Annotated in this window: 16 protein-coding genes; 13 read left to right on the top strand and 3 right to left on the bottom strand. The window is 64.3% G+C overall.

All coding sequences use genetic code 11. The annotated features are described in order from the left end of the window. Positions 1-165: 165 nt before the first annotated feature. From fabZ to BTH42_RS15980, 5 genes are all read left to right on the top strand, one after another. Positions 166-630 carry a 3-hydroxyacyl-ACP dehydratase FabZ gene (fabZ, locus tag BTH42_RS16000; protein WP_006048683.1) on the top strand — a complete coding sequence of 155 codons (465 nt, stop codon included), beginning with the start codon at positions 166-168 and terminating at the stop codon, positions 628-630. A 97-nt stretch (positions 631-727) separates the two neighbouring features. Next, positions 728-1,516 carry an acyl-ACP--UDP-N-acetylglucosamine O-acyltransferase gene (lpxA, locus tag BTH42_RS15995; protein WP_075301067.1) on the top strand — a complete coding sequence of 263 codons (789 nt, stop codon included), beginning with the start codon at positions 728-730 and terminating at the stop codon, positions 1,514-1,516. A 3-nt stretch (positions 1,517-1,519) separates the two neighbouring features. Beyond that, on the top strand, positions 1,520-2,689 hold the full coding sequence (gene lpxB, locus BTH42_RS15990; RefSeq protein WP_075301065.1) for a lipid-A-disaccharide synthase: 1,170 nt from the start codon (positions 1,520-1,522) through the stop codon (positions 2,687-2,689). Then, positions 2,686-3,432, top strand: a complete 747-nt coding sequence (rnhB, locus tag BTH42_RS15985; protein WP_075301063.1) for a ribonuclease HII — start codon at positions 2,686-2,688, stop codon at positions 3,430-3,432. Before lpxB ends, rnhB begins: the two co-directional genes overlap by 4 nt. Before the next feature lie 90 nt (positions 3,433-3,522). Next, positions 3,523-4,320, top strand: a complete 798-nt coding sequence (locus tag BTH42_RS15980) for an RNA methyltransferase (RefSeq protein WP_075301175.1) — start codon at positions 3,523-3,525, stop codon at positions 4,318-4,320. A 59-nt stretch (positions 4,321-4,379) separates the two neighbouring features. Here BTH42_RS15980 and BTH42_RS15975 read toward each other — a convergent pair whose 3' ends face one another. Then, positions 4,380-5,195, bottom strand: a complete 816-nt coding sequence (locus BTH42_RS15975) for a pyruvate, water dikinase regulatory protein (protein WP_075301173.1) — start codon at positions 5,193-5,195, stop codon at positions 4,380-4,382. 564 nt (positions 5,196-5,759) lie between these two features. Between BTH42_RS15975 and ppsA the strand changes: the two genes are divergently transcribed. The 3 genes from ppsA to BTH42_RS15960 all read left to right on the top strand — a co-directional run bounded on the left by ppsA (position 5,760) and on the right by BTH42_RS15960 (position 9,771). Continuing rightward, positions 5,760-8,162 (top strand): phosphoenolpyruvate synthase, encoded by a 2,403-nt coding sequence (gene ppsA, locus BTH42_RS15970; protein ID WP_075301061.1) that lies wholly within the window; start codon positions 5,760-5,762, stop codon positions 8,160-8,162. A 162-nt stretch (positions 8,163-8,324) separates the two neighbouring features. Beyond that, a complete protein-coding gene (locus tag BTH42_RS15965) occupies positions 8,325-8,765 on the top strand; it encodes an NfeD family protein (RefSeq protein WP_075301059.1) in 441 nt (146 codons plus the stop codon). Between the two features lie 67 nt (positions 8,766-8,832). After that, positions 8,833-9,771, top strand: a complete 939-nt coding sequence (locus BTH42_RS15960; RefSeq protein WP_075301057.1) for an SPFH domain-containing protein — start codon at positions 8,833-8,835, stop codon at positions 9,769-9,771. Between the two features lie 138 nt (positions 9,772-9,909). Here the strand turns inward: BTH42_RS15960 and smpB are convergent, their stop codons facing one another. Continuing rightward, entirely contained in the window at positions 9,910-10,356 is a 447-nt protein-coding gene (gene smpB / locus BTH42_RS15955; RefSeq protein ID WP_013089686.1) for an SsrA-binding protein SmpB, read from the bottom strand. 100 nt (positions 10,357-10,456) lie between these two features. Here smpB and BTH42_RS15950 point away from each other — a divergent pair, with 100 nt between their 5' ends. Together BTH42_RS15950 and BTH42_RS15945 are read left to right on the top strand one after the other, a co-directional pair. Next, positions 10,457-10,894: a type II toxin-antitoxin system RatA family toxin gene (locus BTH42_RS15950; RefSeq protein ID WP_075301055.1), complete on the top strand. Its 438-nt coding sequence runs from the start codon at positions 10,457-10,459 to the stop codon at positions 10,892-10,894. Continuing rightward, positions 10,891-11,223: an RnfH family protein gene (locus tag BTH42_RS15945; RefSeq protein ID WP_075301053.1), complete on the top strand. Its 333-nt coding sequence runs from the start codon at positions 10,891-10,893 to the stop codon at positions 11,221-11,223. The genes BTH42_RS15950 and BTH42_RS15945 overlap by 4 nt, the downstream gene beginning before the upstream one ends. A 151-nt stretch (positions 11,224-11,374) precedes the next feature. On the opposite strand, the gene BTH42_RS15940 is transcribed toward BTH42_RS15945, so the two are convergent. Beyond that, positions 11,375-12,352, bottom strand: coding sequence for a DMT family transporter (locus tag BTH42_RS15940; RefSeq protein ID WP_075301051.1), 978 nt, complete (start codon positions 12,350-12,352; stop codon positions 11,375-11,377). Between the two features lie 282 nt (positions 12,353-12,634). Here BTH42_RS15940 and guaB point away from each other — a divergent pair, with 282 nt between their 5' ends. The 3 genes from guaB to guaA all read left to right on the top strand — a co-directional run bounded on the left by guaB (position 12,635) and on the right by guaA (position 16,662). Further along, the gene (gene guaB, locus BTH42_RS15935) at positions 12,635-14,095 is read left to right on the top strand and encodes an IMP dehydrogenase (protein WP_075301049.1); all 1,461 of its coding nucleotides are present in this window, start codon (positions 12,635-12,637) and stop codon (positions 14,093-14,095) included. 6 nt (positions 14,096-14,101) lie between these two features. Then, a complete protein-coding gene (locus BTH42_RS15930; protein ID WP_075301047.1) occupies positions 14,102-14,863 on the top strand; it encodes a hypothetical protein in 762 nt (253 codons plus the stop codon). Positions 14,864-15,078: 215 nt separating this feature from the next. After that, positions 15,079-16,662, top strand: coding sequence for a glutamine-hydrolyzing GMP synthase (gene guaA / locus BTH42_RS15925; RefSeq protein ID WP_075301045.1), 1,584 nt, complete (start codon positions 15,079-15,081; stop codon positions 16,660-16,662). Positions 16,663-16,794 lie beyond the last annotated feature (132 nt).

Raw genomic sequence — 16,794 nt, 5'->3', positions numbered from 1 at the left:
CGGCACCGCGTAAAATAGCGGGCGAGCATCAGGAAGCAAAGCCGGTTGCCGTGACCGGGTGGCACGGCCGCCGGTCACGAGAGGCGCCGGCCGCGCGCGTTCTCAACCCACCTGCACCAGCATCCGCAGTCATCATCGCGCAGTCAATGCGTGAGCAGAAACACCATGAGCACCGAAAAAATCAATCTCGACATTCATAAGATTCTCACGCTGCTGCCGCATCGTTATCCGATCCTGCTGGTCGACCGGGTGCTCGAACTCGAACCGCACAAGAGCATCAAAGCGTTGAAGAACGTGTCGATCAATGAGCCGTATTTCCAGGGACACTTCCCGACGCGGCCGGTGATGCCTGGCGTGCTGATCCTCGAAGCGCTCGCGCAGACCGCGGCGCTGCTGACGTTCTCGGAAGAGCCGAGCGATCCGTCGAACACGCTGTATCTGTTCGTCGGCATCGACAATGCGCGCTTCAAGCGCGTGGTGGAACCGGGCGACCAGCTGATCCTGAACTGCACGTTCGAGCGCCATATGCGCGGCATCTGGAAGTTCAAGGCGCGCGCGGAAGTGGACGGCGTCGTCGCGGCGGAAGCCGATCTGATGTGCGCGGTGCGCCACACGGACAAAGACGCCTGAAGCCCGTGAGCGGGCCAGCGGCGGCGCGCGCAGAGCGCGCTCCCGGCCCGCGCGCGAGTCCATCCAGACAACGCAACAGAATCAGAAGCGAGGACGCATGAGCAGGATTCATCCCACTGCGATCATCGAAGCGGGCGCGCAGCTCGACGAATCCGTCGAAGTCGGACCGTACGCCGTGATCGGCGCACACGTGACGATCGGCGCGCGCAGCACGGTCGGGTCGCACAGCGTGATCGAAGGGCACACCACGATCGGCGAAGACAACCGCATCGGCCACTACGCATCGGTCGGCGGCCGTCCGCAGGACATGAAGTACCGCGACGAGCCGACCCGGCTCGTGATCGGCAACCGCAACACGATCCGCGAATTCACCACGATCCACACCGGCACCACGCAGGACGCCGGCGTCACCACGCTCGGCGACGACAATTGGATCATGGCCTATGTGCACATCGGCCACGACTGCCACGTCGGCAACAACGTGATCCTGTCGAGCAACGCGCAGATGGCCGGCCACGTGACGATCGGCGACCACGCGATCATCGGCGGCATGTCGGGCGTGCATCAGTTCGTGCGCATCGGCGCGCATTCGATGCTCGGCGGCGCGTCGGCGCTGGTGCAGGACATCCCGCCGTTCGTGATTGCCGCGGGTAACAAGGCCGAGCCGCACGGGATCAACGTCGAAGGGCTGCGTCGCCGCGGCTTCTCAGCGGACGCGATTTCGGTGCTGCGGACCGCGTATCGCGTGCTGTACAAGAACGGTCTGTCGCTCGAAGAGGCGAAGGTGCAGCTGCGCGAACTCGGCGCGGCTGGCGGTGACGGCGACGCGCCGGTGCAGACGCTGCTCGCGTTCGTCGAAGCGTCGCAGCGCGGCATCATCCGCTAGGCGATGGCGTTGCAACCCAGTCCGCTGCGCGTCGCGATGGTGGCCGGCGAGCCGTCCGGCGACCTGCTCGCCGCCTCTCTGCTCGACGGTCTCTCCAGCCGGCTGCCGGATGGCACGCAGTACTACGGCATTGGCGGCCCGCGCATGATCGCCGCGGGTTTCGATGCCCACTGGCCGATGGAAAAGCTGACGGTGCGCGGCTATGTCGAAGCACTGCGGCACATCCCCGAAATTCTCGGCATCCGCAACGAACTGAAGCGCCAGCTGCTCGCGGAGCCGCCGTCGGTGTTCGTCGGCGTCGATGCGCCCGATTTCAACTTCGGGCTCGAGCATCGGCTGCGCGATGCCGGCATTCCGACCGTGCACTTCGTCTGTCCGTCGATCTGGGCGTGGCGCGGCGGGCGCATCAAGAAGATCGCGAAAGCGGTCGACCACATGCTGTGCGTGTTCCCGTTCGAAACCGCGCTGCTCGAAAAAGCGGGCGTCGCGGCGTCGTACGTCGGTCATCCGCTCGCCGACCAGATTCCGCTCGAGCCGGACACGCTCGGCGCGCGCCGCCAGCTCGGCCTTGCGGAAGACGGCCCGGTGATTGCGGTGTTGCCGGGTAGCCGGCGCTCCGAAATCGATCTGATCGGCCCGACGTTTTTCGCGGCGATGGAAATGATGCAGCATCAGGAGCCGGGTCTGCGCTTCGTGATGCCGGCGGCCACGCCGACGCTGCGCGCAATGCTGCAGCCGCTCGTCGACGCGCATCCGGGCCTCGCGCTGACCATCACCGACGGCCAGTCGCAACTCGCGATGACCGCCGCCGATGCGATCCTCGTGAAAAGCGGTACCGTCACGCTCGAAGCCGCACTGCTGAAAAAGCCGATGGTGATCTCGTACAAGGTGCCCTGGCTGACCGGCCAGATCATGCGCCGTCAGGGCTATCTGCCATATGTCGGCCTGCCGAACATTCTGGCCGGGCGCTTCGTGGTGCCGGAAATCCTGCAGCACTTCGCGACTCCGCAGGCGCTCGCCGAGGCGACCCTGAAACAGTTGCGCGACGAAGCGAACCGGCGCACGCTGACGGAAATCTTCACGGAGATGCATCACGTGCTGAAGCAGAACACCGCGCAGCGCGCGGCGGAAGTGGTCGCGAGCGTCGTCGAACAGCGGGCGGGGCGGCCATGACCGCAGCGCGCGCGCCGCGCCGCAAGACCGCGGCCGTGGTCCGGGTGACTACCCAGGCCGGCCTAAACTTCGAGAGTGCTGAAGACATCGTCTGCGGCGTCGACGAGGCGGGGCGCGGACCGCTGGCCGGTCCGGTGGTCGCCGCGGCGGTGATCTTCGATCCGGCCAAGCCGATGATTCGCGGTCTCGACGATTCGAAGGCGCTCAGCGCGAAGAAGCGCGAAGAGCTGTACGAGAAGATCGTCGATCGCGCGCTCGCTTACTGCATCGCGTCGGCCACGGTCGAGGAAATCGATTCGCTGAACATTCTGCACGCCACCATGCTCGCGATGAAGCGCGCGGTGGAGGGCCTGGCGGTCGTGCCGACGCTGGTCAAGATCGACGGCAACCGCTGCCCGACGCTGTCCATTCGCAGCGAGGCGGTGATCGGCGGCGACGCGCTCGTGAAGAGCATTTCGGCGGCGTCGATTCTCGCGAAGGTCACACGCGACCGCATGCTGCTCCAGTTGCACGAGGCCTTTCCGATGTACGGCTTCGACGCGCATTCCGGTTACGGCACGCCGCAACATCTGGCGGCGCTGCGCGAGCATGGTCCGTGCGCGCATCATCGGCGTTCGTTCGCGCCGGTGCGTGAAGCGCATCTGCGTTTCGGCACGGCTGTGCCTTTAGTGACGGCCGAGGCGGTCGTCGTGGCCGATGCGCTGCTCGATAACGACGCGTTCGGCGCGGCCGGTCTCGCATAAAGACCGCGGCGGCGCGGTCCACGCACGGTCCGCGTCGCAGTTCCGAAGCGCCAGTTCCTCCCTTATCCATTCTCATTGCCTTCGCTGCCTGTGAAAGCCATCACCTCGCGGGACAATCCGCTCTACAAGCGCCTGAAGGCACTGGCCGGTTCGACGCATCAACAGCGCCGCAGCGGCCATGCGCTGCTCGAAGGCTTCCATCTGGCGAGTGCGTACCTGGACGTCGCCGGTCAGCCCGAGTTGTGCGTCGTCACCGAAGGCGCGCTGCGTCACGACGAAGCGCAGGCGATCGTGTCGCGCATCGACGAGCACCGGCTCGTGACGCTGCCCGATGCATTGTTCGGTCAGCTATCGAACGTCGTGCACGGGGTCGGCCTTGTGCTGCTGGTCGAGAAGCTCGACGCGCCTCTGCCGGAACGGATCACGCACAACTGTCTCGTGCTCGATGGCGTGCAGGATGCGGGCAACGTCGGCTCGATTTTGCGCAGCGCGGCCGCCGCCGGCATTGAGCACGTGTTCTGCGCGCCGGGCACCGCGTATGCGTGGTCGTCGAAGGTGCTGCGCTCGGGGATGGGCGCGCATTTCCTGTTGCAGATTCATGAGGACGTCGAAGCGGGCACGTTGCTCGAACGTCTGGCGGTGCCGGTCGTGATCACCGACTCGCACGGCGCCGAGGCGATCTATGACTGCGACCTGAGCGGGCCGCTCGCGTGGGTGTTCGGCAACGAAGGGGCGGGGGTGTCGCAGATCTGGCGCGACGCGGTGTCGTTGCGGGTGACGATTCCGCAGCCGGGCGGAATGGAATCGCTGAACGTGGCGGCCGCGGCGGCGGTCTGCGTGTTCGAGCAGTGCCGGCAGCAGCGCGGTGGGGCCAGGAGCCCGAAGTAAGCAAATGGCGTTGCGCGCCGTTGTGTCCGGCCGCGCAACGCGTCAAAGTCAGGCGCCGCTCAATACGACGGCCGGTCCAGCTTGATTTCCTGCAGGATCGTCGTCGCGATTTCTTCGATCGACTTGTGGGTCGACGACAGCCACTTGATCCCCTCGCGCCGCATCATCGTCTCGGCTTCGTTGATCTCGTAGCGGCAGTTTTCCAGCGCCGCGTACTTGCTGCCCGGGCGCCGCTCGTTACGGATCTCCGACAAACGCTGCGGATCGATCGACAAACCGAACATCTTCTGCCGGTGCTCGAGCAGCGGCGTCGGCAGCTTGCCGCGTTCGAAGTCTTCCGGAATCAGCGGATAGTTCGCCGCCTTCACCCCATACTGCATCGCCAGATAGAGGCTGGTCGGCGTCTTGCCGCTGCGCGACACGCCGACCAGGATCACGTCCGCGTCTGCCAGATTGCGGTTCGACTGGCCGTCGTCGTGCGCGAGCGAGAAATTGATCGCCTCGATCCGGTTCTTGTACTCCTCGGTGTCCGCGTTCTGGTGACCGCGGCCCATCGCGTGGCTCGACTTCAGTTCGAGCTCCTGCTCCAGCGGCTCGACAAAGGTCTGAAACATGTCGAGCACAAGCGCATTCGAGCCCTTGACGATCTGATTCGACGCGCTATCGACGAGCGTCGTGAAGACGATCGGCCGGCGGCCGTCCTGGATGACCGACTCGTTGATTTTTTCGAGCGTCACATAGGCCTTTTCGGTCGAGTCGACGAAAGGCACGCGAACCAGGCGGAATTTCTGGTCGAACTGGGAGAGGATCGAATGCGCGAAGGTTTCGGCAGTAATCCCGGTACCGTCGGAGACGATGAATACGGTGGGCGGCATCAGTGGAACTGGGAACGTGAGCGGCGTTTGCGCGTCGACAATGGCGAAGCGCAGCGCGCTCGGATCTATCAGCGCTGCGGCGCTGCCGCGGTCCGGTGGCTGACCGGAGACGGGCGACGTCGACGCAGCGCGCCGTGAGCGCCACGCTCGCACCCGGGCCTTCATGCCGCGCAGAAGCCCGCTGGCTGGGTCGGGGCGCGAATCGAGGCGCAATTCTCGTCCGACTGCCACATTTCAGGAGTCGGCACGGTAGAATAGCGGCAACCTGTTGGATAAGCAATTGCAGGCGATTGGCGGCTAACTCGCCGCGAACGAACGTTCAACATCATGTTATTGGTCGCCAACGTGCGTCGAACATGATGGATCGAACGGCAAACTCCGCCAATCGCGTTCTTCTTCATCGCACGGCCGGCGCGCTCGCTCAGCGCGCCGCGTCCGCGTTGAATGCCACCGCGATTGCTTATCTAACAGGTTGTGCAAGACACGGGGTCGAGCTTCCAATGGGCCGCCCGTGTTCAAGCCCACTTGCACAGCCGTGAATTTCTTTCACACTTAGGGGCTTGTATGACTAACGCAGTTACCGTCGCAAAGGATAAGGCGTATGTAGTTCCGTTCGAGCAGTTGCGGATGACCGACGTGGAAATCGTCGGCGGCAAGAATGCGTCGCTGGGCGAGATGATCAGCCAGCTCGCCGAAGCAGGCGTGCGCGTGCCGACCGGTTTCGCCACCACGGCGCTCGCTTTCCGCGACTTCCTGCAGCACAACAATCTGACCGAACGCATCGCCAAACGTCTCGAAACGCTCGACGTCGACGACGTGAAGGCACTCGCCGAAGCGGGCAAGGAGATCCGTCAATGGATCGTCGACGCGCCGCTGCAGCCGCAGCTCGAGGCTGACATTCGCGCGGGTTTCGACACGCTGCAAAACAGCTCGCCCGAAGAGCTGTCGTTTGCCGTGCGCTCGTCCGCGACCGCGGAAGACCTGCCGGATGCATCGTTCGCCGGTCAGCAGGAAAGCTATCTGAACGTGGTCGGCATCGACGACGTGCTCGATCGCATGAAGCACGTGTTCGCGTCGCTGTACAACGACCGCGCTATCTCCTATCGCGTCCACAAGGGCTTCACGCATGCTGAAGTCGCGTTGTCGGCCGGTGTGCAGCGCATGGTGCGCTCGGACGTCGGCGCCGCCGGCGTGATGTTTACGCTCGACACCGAATCGGGCTTCAAGGACGCGGTCTTCATCACGTCGAGCTACGGCCTCGGCGAAACCGTCGTGCAGGGCGCGGTGAATCCGGACGAGTTCTACGTCTTCAAGACCACGCTCGCGCAAGGCAAGTACCCGATCATCCGCCGCTCGATCGGCTCGAAGCTGATCAAGATGGAATTCACCAAGCCGGGCGAGCCGGGCCGCGTGAAGACCGTCGACGTCGCGCACGAGCAGCGCAACCGCTTCTCGATCACCGACGAAGACGTGATCGAACTGGCGAAGTACGCGGTCATCATCGAAAAGCACTACCAGCGTCCGATGGACATCGAGTGGGGTAAAGACGGCCGCGACGGCAAGATCTTCATCCTGCAGGCGCGTCCGGAAACCGTGAAGAGCCAGGGCGGCGGCAAGGCCGAACAGCGCTTCAAGCTGAAGGGCCAGTCGAACGTGCTGACCACCGGCCGTGCAATCGGCCAGAAGATCGGCGCGGGTCCGGTGCGTGTGATCCACGATCCGTCGGAAATGGACCGCGTGCAGCCGGGCGACGTGCTGGTCGCCGACATGACCGACCCGAACTGGGAGCCGGTGATGAAGCGCGCAGCGGCGATCGTTACGAACCGCGGCGGCCGGACCTGCCACGCGGCGATCATCGCGCGTGAGCTCGGCGTGCCGGCGGTGGTCGGCTGCGGCGACGCGACCGACGTGCTGAAGGACGGCGCGCTCGTCACCGTGTCGTGCGCGGAAGGCGACGAAGGCAAGATCTACGACGGTCTGCTCGAAACCGAAATCACCGAAGTGCAGCGCGGCGAGCTGCCGGAGATTCCGGTCAAGATCATGATGAACGTCGGCAACCCGCAGCTCGCGTTCGACTTCTCGCAACTGCCGAACGCAGGTGTCGGTCTCGCGCGTCTCGAGTTCATCATCAACAACAACATCGGCGTGCACCCGAAGGCGATTCTCGAGTACCCGAACATCGATCAGGACCTGAAGAAGGCGGTCGAAAGCGTTGCGCGCGGTCACGCGTCGCCGCGCGCGTTCTACGTCGACAAGCTGACCGAAGGCATCGCGACGATCGCGGCGGCGTTCTATCCGAAGCCCGTGATCGTGCGTATGTCGGACTTCAAGTCGAACGAGTACAAGAAGCTGATCGGCGGTTCGCGCTACGAGCCGGACGAGGAAAACCCGATGCTCGGCTTCCGCGGCGCGTCGCGCTATATCGCGGAAGACTTCGCCGAGGCGTTCCAGATGGAATGCGTCGCGCTGAAGAAGGTGCGTGAAGAGATGGGTCTGGACAACGTCGAGATCATGGTGCCGTTCGTGCGTACGCTGAAGCAGGCGGCACGCGTGGTCGAGCTGCTCGGCAAGTTCGGGCTGAAGCGCGGCGAGAAAGGCCTGCGCCTGATCATGATGTGCGAAGTGCCGTCGAACGCGATCCTCGCCGAAGAGTTCCTGCAGTACTTCGACGGCTTCTCGATCGGTTCGAACGACCTCACGCAGCTCACGCTCGGCCTCGATCGCGACTCCGGTATGGAACTGCTCGCGGTCGACTTCGACGAGCGCGACGCGGCGGTCAAGTTCCTGCTCAAGCGTGCGATCGAAACCTGCCTGCGCCTCGACAAGTACGTCGGTATCTGCGGTCAGGGCCCGTCCGATCATCCGGATTTCGCGCAATGGCTGACCGACGAAGGCATCAAGTCGATCTCGCTGAACCCTGACACGATCGTCGAGACGTGGCAGCAGCTGGCCAAGTCGAAACAGTAATTGACGAAGTCGTGCATGCCGCTTTTCAGGCGGTATGCATAACGGCTGGCGTGGTGATTGTTAAACCCACCGACGCCTGCCGCGACACCCGTTAAATACACGTTCGCTTCGTGCTATAAACACCCCGGTAGATCCGGGGTGTTTTGCTTTGTGGAGGTCGACGTGGCGCCTGGTGGGCTGTTCTGGTGGATCGGGGCGGGTGTGCTGGTCGTGCTGGAGTTGACCAGCGGCACCTTCTATCTGTTGATGATCGCGTTCGGCTTCGTCGCGGCCGCGCTCGCGCATATTGCCGGGGCCAACGCGGATGTGCAGTTCGCGGTCGCCGCGGTGGTCGCGCTGGCGGCGGTCGTGCTGCTGCGGCGCTCGCGCTTTGGACGGCGCAAGCGCGAACATGCGTCGCGTAACCCGGACGTCAATATGGATATCGGCCAGACGGTGAGCGTGCCGGCCTGGCAAGGGCGCAAGGCGCGCGTCAACTATCGTGGCGCCGCTTGGGACGTCGAACTCGCCGATGGCGAACCCGAAGACGCGCAAAACTATGAAATCAGGGAGTTGCGCGGCAGTTGTCTCGTGGTCGTCGCGAGCCGAAGCTCGCCAGCCTGAAAGCGCGCATCACGCAGGTCGTGCAACCTGCGCACAACAATTCCAAACGCGGACCGGAGGTAGTCATATGGATTCAACCATCGTCGCGGCAGTGCTGCTGATCGTCGTGATCGTGCTGGCGTCGCAGACCATCAAGATCGTGCCGCAGCAGCATGCGTGGGTGCTCGAGCGACTCGGCCGTTATCATGCGACGCTGACGCCGGGTTTGAGCTTTGCGTTTCCATTCGTCGACCGGATCGCGTACAAGCACGTGCTGAAGGAAATTCCGCTCGAAGTGCCGAGCCAGGTCTGTATCACGCGCGACAACACGCAGTTGCAGGTCGACGGCGTGCTGTATTTTCAGGTCACCGATCCGATGAAGGCGTCGTACGGTTCGAGCAACTTCGTGTTCGCGATCACGCAGCTGTCGCAGACCACGCTGCGCTCGGTGATCGGCAAACTCGAACTCGACCGGACCTTTGAGGAGCGTGATTTCATCAATCACAGCATCGTCTCCGCGCTCGACGAAGCCGCCGCGAACTGGGGCGTCAAGGTGCTGCGCTACGAGATCAAGGACCTGACGCCGCCGAAGGAAATCCTTCATGCGATGCAGGCGCAGATCACCGCCGAGCGCGAAAAGCGCGCGCTGATCGCGGCATCGGAAGGGCGCAAGCAGGAGCAGATCAATATCGCGTCGGGTGGCCGCGAGGCGGCGATCCAGAAGTCCGAAGGCGAGCGTCAGGCGGCGATCAATCAGGCGCAGGGCGAAGCGGCGGCGATTCTGGCGGTGGCCGAAGCGAACGCGCAGGCGATCCAGAAGATCGCGGCCGCGATCCAGTCGAACGGCGGGATGGACGCGGTCAACCTGAAGGTGGCCGAACAATACGTGAATGCGTTCTCGAATCTGGCGAAGCAGGGCACCACGCTGATCGTGCCGGGCGATATGTCGAATATGAGCTCGATGATCGCGTCGGCGCTGGCGATCGTGAACAAGGGCAAGCCCGGCGGCGACGTTATTCGAAGCTGAGTTCGCTAATCACGCGTGGTGAGCCCACGCGCCGATCTTTCCCCGCAAAAGCAAATGGCCCGCACATCATCGTGCGGGCCATTTTTTATCAACGTATCGAAGTTGGACCGAGCAGCAAGCCCGGCCCGCACTCGACGATCAGGTCGGCGAGCGCATCAGGCGCGCCTTCTCGCGCTCCCAATCGCGCTTCTTCTCGGTCTCGCGCTTGTCGTGCATTTTCTTGCCCTTCGCGAGGCCGATTTCGCATTTGACGCGGCCGTTCTTGTAGTGGAAGTTCAGCGGCACCAGCGTATAGCCGCGCTGCTCGACCTTGCCGATCAGCTTGCTGATTTCCTCGCTGTGCAGCAGCAGCTTGCGCGTGCGCACCGGGTCGGGATGGATATGGGTCGACGCCTCGGGCAGCGGGCTGATGTGCGTGCCGATCAGGAACAGCTCGCCGTTGCGGATCACCACGTAGCCTTCCTTGATCTGGCCGCGCCCCGCGCGCAATGCCTTGACCTCCCATCCTTCGAGCACGAGGCCTGCCTCATAGCGCTCCTCGACCGAGTAGTCGTAAAAGGCTTTTCTGTTGTCGATGATGCTCATGAATGGAAAGCGCCCAACTCGTTTAAAATCACGATTTTAGCAAAGCGGTGCAAGGAAAGCCCGCGGCGCTTGTCCACCCTTGCCACGCGCTGTTCAATTTATGGCAGATGTCCAGAAAACCGTGTTGATTCGCCATTCGGCGGAGCAGATGTTCGACCTCGTCACCGATGTCGCCGATTACCCCAATTTCCTGCCTTGGTGCGGAGGCGTCGAAATTCGCCGCCAGGACGAAACCGGCATGGAAGCGAAGATCGATATCAACTTCAAGGGCATCAAGCAGCACTTCGCCACACGCAACTCGATGGAGCGGCCCACCCGGATCGATATGGAATTCGCCGACGGTCCGTTTCGCAAGTTCACCGGCTTCTGGCGCTTCACGCCGCTGCGCGCCGATGCCTGCAAGATCGAATTCGCGCTGCACTACGAATTCACCAATATCCTGCTGGAGAAGATCATCGGGCCGGTGTTCAATCACATCGCCAACACCTTCGTCGAATCCTTCGTGAAGCGCGCCGATCAGCGCTATGGCAAAGCATGAGCGCGCATCTGTCGGTTGAGGTCTGCTACGCGTTGGCCGATGGGCAGACGCTGATTCCGGTCGAATTGCCCGCGGGCGCGACGCTGCAACAGGCGCTCGACGCGAGCGGGATTTTGCAGCGTTTTCCGTCGATCGATCTGGCTACGCAGAAGGTCGGCGTGTTCGGCAAGCTCAAGCCGTTGGATACCGTGCTCGCCGATCACGACCGGGTCGAAATCTACCGGCCGTTGCTGGTGGACCCGAAGCTGTCGCGGCAGCGCCGCGTCGAGAAGACCCGCAAGGCGGGGTCGATCGAAGGGCGCCGCTGGCTGAACAAGGATTCGCGCTAGGCGACCTGGTAGGGCGCCAGCGGGGTAATGAGCGGTGCTGCTGGCGGTCGCTGCCCGAGGGCCGCTGAGCCTTCCAGCCTCGCAAGCCGTAAGCCCACAAACCCACGCGCCGCTCAACCTGAAACAGCGCTTGTCCGGCCTTCATCCCTCATCAATGCGCGGAAACTTGCGGCTTGTCGTCCAGACGCGCCGCGCCCGACGCGTCGTCGTCCGAATGCTGGCGCACCGACCAGCAGACTCCCGCCACCAGCAGCAGGATCGCTGCAAACTCCAGCGGACGCGGCAGCCGCTGGTCGTAAATAAACGCATACAGCAACGCGAACAGCGTCTCGAACACGATCATCTGACCGGATAGCGTGAGGGGCAGCCGCTTCGACGCGGCGTTCCACAGCCCGTTGCCGAGCCACGACGCGCCGATCGCGAGCACCAGGTTGAGCAGCCAGAACGTGTGCCAGCGCGCGTCGGCCAGTTCCCCTTGCGGGCCGCCCGACGGCAGCAGCGCGATCACGAGCCACATCGCGCCGCCCAGCGCGCCGGTGACGACGCCCCACAGCACCGACCACTCATTGCCGCTGAAATGCGTTTGCCGCTGCAGATAGCGCGCGTTTTCGACCGCGAACCACGTCCAGCAGATCAACGCGCCGACCGCACAGGCGACGCCGACGAGCCGCGTCGCAACGCTCACCGGCGTCGCGCCTGTTTCGGTGAAAACGTCGATATTGATGCAGACGATGCCGGCCATCACGATCGCGAGCGGCCATGCGAGGCGCGCGAGCGGCACCGCGCCGTGGTCGCGCCGGCCGACCAGCGTGACCGTGACCGGCAACACGCCGACGATCAGCGACGCCGGCGCGATCCCGATCAGATGCACGGCGGCCGTCAGCAGCAGGTAATAGACGATGTTGCCGGCGAGCGCGAGCTTGACCAGCGCGATCAGGTCTTCGCGGGTCAGGCGCCTGAGCAGCGAGCGCGCGACCGGTAGCGCGGCGACCAGCGCGACGATGCCGTACATCGAATAGCGGCCGGCGCTGAGCAGCAGCGGAGAGAAGTCCGGCAGCACCCGCGGCACCAGAAACACCATGCCCCACAAGGCCCCGGCCATTACCCCATATGCCACACCGCGCTGCATCGACTGCTCCTGACTGGAAAACTGGAATGGTCGGCAGAATAGCGGTTTTGCGGGGTAGGCGTCTTGTTCGATCCTGCATTCGCGCCCGGGGAGCGGTTTTATGGGGCGGGTGTGGACGAACGCGCAAACGAAACCCGATCGAACCCGGGGCGAACAGGCAAGCGAAATCGGCGGCCCGGCAAAGCGGAAAAAAATCGTCCGAAATTCGCTAAGCTGCTGTTCGCGCAGTGAAAACCGGGGAGGTATCGCGTATAATTCGCTTTTGCGCCTATAGGATTTGCCATGCGTCTGATCCAAACAGCACTCACGTTCGATGACGTGCTCCTCGTCCCGGCCTTCTCCGATGTTTTGCCGCGCGACACCAGCCTCAAGACCCGGCTGACCCGCAACATTTCCCTGAATATGCCGCTCGTGTCCGCCGCAATGGACACGGTGACCGAAGCACGTCTGGCGATCGCCATGGCGCAAATGGGCGGCGTCGGTATCGTCCACAAGAACCTCACGCCGGCCGAGCAGGCGCGTGAAGTCGCCAAGGTCAAGCGTTTCGAGTCGGGCGTCGTGCGCGATCCGATCACGGTGCCGCCGCAGATGAAAGTGCGCGACGTGATCGCGCTGTCGCGCCAGCATGGCATTTCGGGCTTCCCGGTCGTCGAGGGCGCGCAACTCGTCGGGATCGTGACGAACCGCGACCTGCGCTTCGAAGAGCGTCTGGACGAGCCGGTGCGCAACATCATGACGCCGCGCGAGCGCCTCGTCACCGTCAAGGAAGGCACGCCGCTCGCCGAAGCGAAGGCGCTGATGCACAGCCACCGCCTCGAGCGCGTGCTGGTCGTCAACGACACGTTCGAACTGCGCGGCCTGATGACCGTCAAGGACATCACCAAGCAGACCGAGCACCCGGACGCCTGTAAGGACGAACACGGCAAGCTGCGCGCGGGCGCGGCGGTCGGCGTCGGCGCGGACAACGAAGAGCGCGTCGAACTGCTGGTGCAGGCGGGCGTCGACGTAATCGTCGTCGATACCGCGCACGGCCACAGCAAGGGCGTGCTCGAGCGCGTCAAGTGGGTCAAGCAGAACTTCCCGCACGTCGAAGTGATCGGCGGCAACATCGCTACCGCCGCCGCCGCGAAGGCGCTGGTCGAATACGGCGCGGACGGCGTGAAGGTCGGTATCGGCCCGGGTTCGATCTGCACGACGCGGATCGTCGCCGGTGTCGGCGTGCCCCAAGTCACCGCAATCTCCAACGTCTCCGAAGCACTGCGCGGCACCGGCGTGCCGGTGATCGCCGACGGCGGCGTGCGCTTCTCGGGCGACGTCAGCAAGGCACTCGCCGCTGGCGCGAGCGCGGTCATGATGGGCAGCATGTTCGCCGGCACCGAAGAGGCACCGGGCGAAGTGTTCCTGTACCAGGGCCGTCAGTACAAGTCGTACCGCGGCATGGGCTCGGTCGGCGCGATGAAGGACGGCGCCGCGGACCGCTACTTCCAGGACAACTCGGCGAACATCGACAAGCTGGTGCCGGAAGGCATCGAAGGCCGCGTCGCTTACAAGGGTTCGGTCAACGCGATCCTGTTCCAGCTGATCGGTGGCGTGCGCGCGAGCATGGGCTACTGCGGCTGCCGCACGATCGCCGAGATGAACGAGAAGGCCGAGTTCGTGCAGATCACCGGCGCGGGCCTGCGCGAGTCGCACGTGCATGACGTGCAGATCACCAAGGAAGCGCCCAACTACCACGTGGACTAAACGCCGATGAAGCCACTGCTGCGCGTTGTACTGATCCTGGATGCGTTGTTACTGCTGGGTTTCGGCCTGCTGTTCCTGCTGACGCCCTGGACTTCGCTGTACGACGGGCTGCATCTGGTGCAGACGCAGCCGGCGCTGGTCGGCCAGGCGTTCGGCATCGCGCTGATCGGGCTCGCGTGGCTGGCGGTGCATGCATCGTTCGACGGTGCGTTGACCTCGAAGGTCGCGAAGGTCGTCGGGCACGTGCACTGGCTGACCGGCGTGCTGATGCTCGCGTGGCTGCTCGGTCTGCGTACGCCGTCGCTGCCCGGCTACGGGCAACTGGTGACGGTGCTGGCCGCGGTCGTGCTGGTGGTCGTCGGGCTCGGCGGGGTCAGGCTGTCGGGTGCGGTGCGGCGGCGCGAGAAGGGTGTCGTCGCCGGCAAATCCTCCGGCAAGGCTGATAAGAAGGCCGCCAAAGAGGCGCAGAAGCAGGCGGACAAAGATGCCGTGCGGCAACGCGAACTCGAGCGTCGGGTCGAGCCCGACGGCGCGCGCGAGCCGCATGTCACCGCGGGCTTTCCGGTCTATCGCGCCGAGCCGGCGCCCGAACCCGTGGCGCCGGTCACGCGGCCGGTCAATCCGGCTGCCGCTGCGTCTGCGGCGCCCGGCGCCGCATCGGTCGCTTCCACGGCGCCGCTTCATCCGGCCACGGGCGCGTCCGAGCGCGCCGCGTCCGCTTCGGGCGATGCGCACAACGACGCGCCCCGGCCGCCGTTTCATGGCTGACGCGCCGCGCGCCACGCCGCTTACCGAAGCTTCCGGGTTGGGTTCGCGCGCGCCGCAGACGGCGCGCCGCGATGTTATCCATCTCCGTGCGCTTTACCGTGCTGTTTCAGGTCCGCGCCGCGCTGTATCCGGCGCCGCGTGGACCGTTTTGAATTCAACGCCGCGCTTCGTGCGCGGCATTCCGTATCCGCTCACTTTTGATTCCGTCCGCTGCCATGCATGACAAGATCCTGATTCTCGACTTCGGTTCGCAAGTCACCCAACTGATTGCACGTCGCGTTCGCGAAGCCAACGTGTATTCGGAAATCCATCCGTACGACGTCGATGCGGCGTTCATCCGCGAGTTCGCGCCGAAGGGCGTGATCCTGTCCGGCGGTCCGAGCTCGGTCACCGAGGAAGACACGCCGCGCGTGCCGCAAGCCGTGTTCGAACTCGGCGTGCCGGTGCTCGGCATCTGCTACGGGATGCAGGCGATGGCCCAGCAACTCGGCGGCAAGGTCGACATCGGCCATCTGCGCGAATTCGGTTACGCCGAAGTGCGCGCGCGCAACCACACGAGCCTGCTCGAAGGCATCGCCGACTTCACCACGGCCGAAGGCCACGGCATGCTGAAGGTGTGGATGAGCCACGGCGACAAGGTGCTGGAAATGCCGCCGGGCTTCGCGCTGATGGCATCGACCGAGTCGTGCCCGATCGCCGCGATGGCCGACGAACAGCGCCGTTTCTACGGCCTGCAATGGCACCCGGAAGTCACCCACACGGTGCAGGGCCGCGCGATGCTCGAACGCTTCGTGCTGCAGATCTGCGGTGCGAAGGCCGACTGGGAAATGGGCCACTACATCGACGAAGCCGTCGCGAAGATTCGCGAGCAGGTCGGTAACGAGCAGGTGATTCTCGGGCTGTCGGGGGGCGTGGATTCGTCGGTGGCGGCGGCGCTGTTGCATCGCGCGATCGGCGATCAGCTGACCTGCGTGTTCGTCGACCACGGTCTGCTGCGTCTGAACGAAGCCGAGCAGGTGATGGCGCTGTTCGCCGATAACCTCGGCGTGAAGGTGGTCCACGTCGACGCCAGCGAGGCGTTCCTCGGCAAGCTGGCCGGCGTGACCGACCCGGAAGCGAAGCGCAAGATCATCGGCGCTGAGTTCGTCGAAGTGTTCCAGACCGAAGCGGGCAAGCTGACCGACGCGAAGTGGCTCGCGCAGGGCACGATCTATCCGGACGTGATCGAATCGGCGGGCAAGGGCAAGAAGGCCGCGCAGACGATCAAGAGCCACCACAACGTCGGCGGCCTGCCGGAGACGCTGAACCTGAAGCTGCTCGAGCCCCTGCGCGAGCTGTTCAAGGACGAAGTGCGCGAACTCGGCGTGAAGCTCGGTCTGCCGCACTCGATGGTGTATCGCCACCCGTTCCCGGGCCCGGGTCTGGGCGTGCGGATTCTCGGCGAAGTGAAGCGCGATTTCGCGGACCTGCTGCGCCGCGCGGACGCGATCTTCATCGAGACGCTGCGCACCACGATCGACAAGGAAACCGGCAAGTCGTGGTACGACCTGACGAGCCAGGCGTTCGCGGTGTTCCTGCCGGTGAAGAGCGTCGGCGTGATGGGCGATGGGCGCACTTATGAGTACGTCGTCGCGCTGCGCGCGGTGCAGACGCTCGACTTCATGACCGCGCATTGGGCGCATCTGCCGCACGAGCTGCTCGGGCATGTGTCGAACCGGATCATTAATGAGGTGCGGGGGATTAACCGGGTGGTTTATGACATCTCGGGGAAGCCGCCGGCGACGATCGAGTGGGAGTAAGCGCCATTTCGGTACAGCTTCTGGCGCCACCTGGCAGTGACAGGCAGTAAATGAACTAAGCCCGCGATTTTGCGGGCTTTTTTTCATGTTTTTCCGATTGCGTCAATCATCGATAAGGCCGGCGTTTTTCGT

Source organism: Burkholderia sp. SRS-W-2-2016 (assembly GCF_001931485.1).
In the GTDB taxonomy this organism is placed as follows: domain Bacteria; phylum Pseudomonadota; class Gammaproteobacteria; order Burkholderiales; family Burkholderiaceae; genus Paraburkholderia.
The sequence above is the reverse complement of the archived record's forward strand: the minus strand, read 5'-3'. Positions and strand labels throughout refer to the sequence as shown.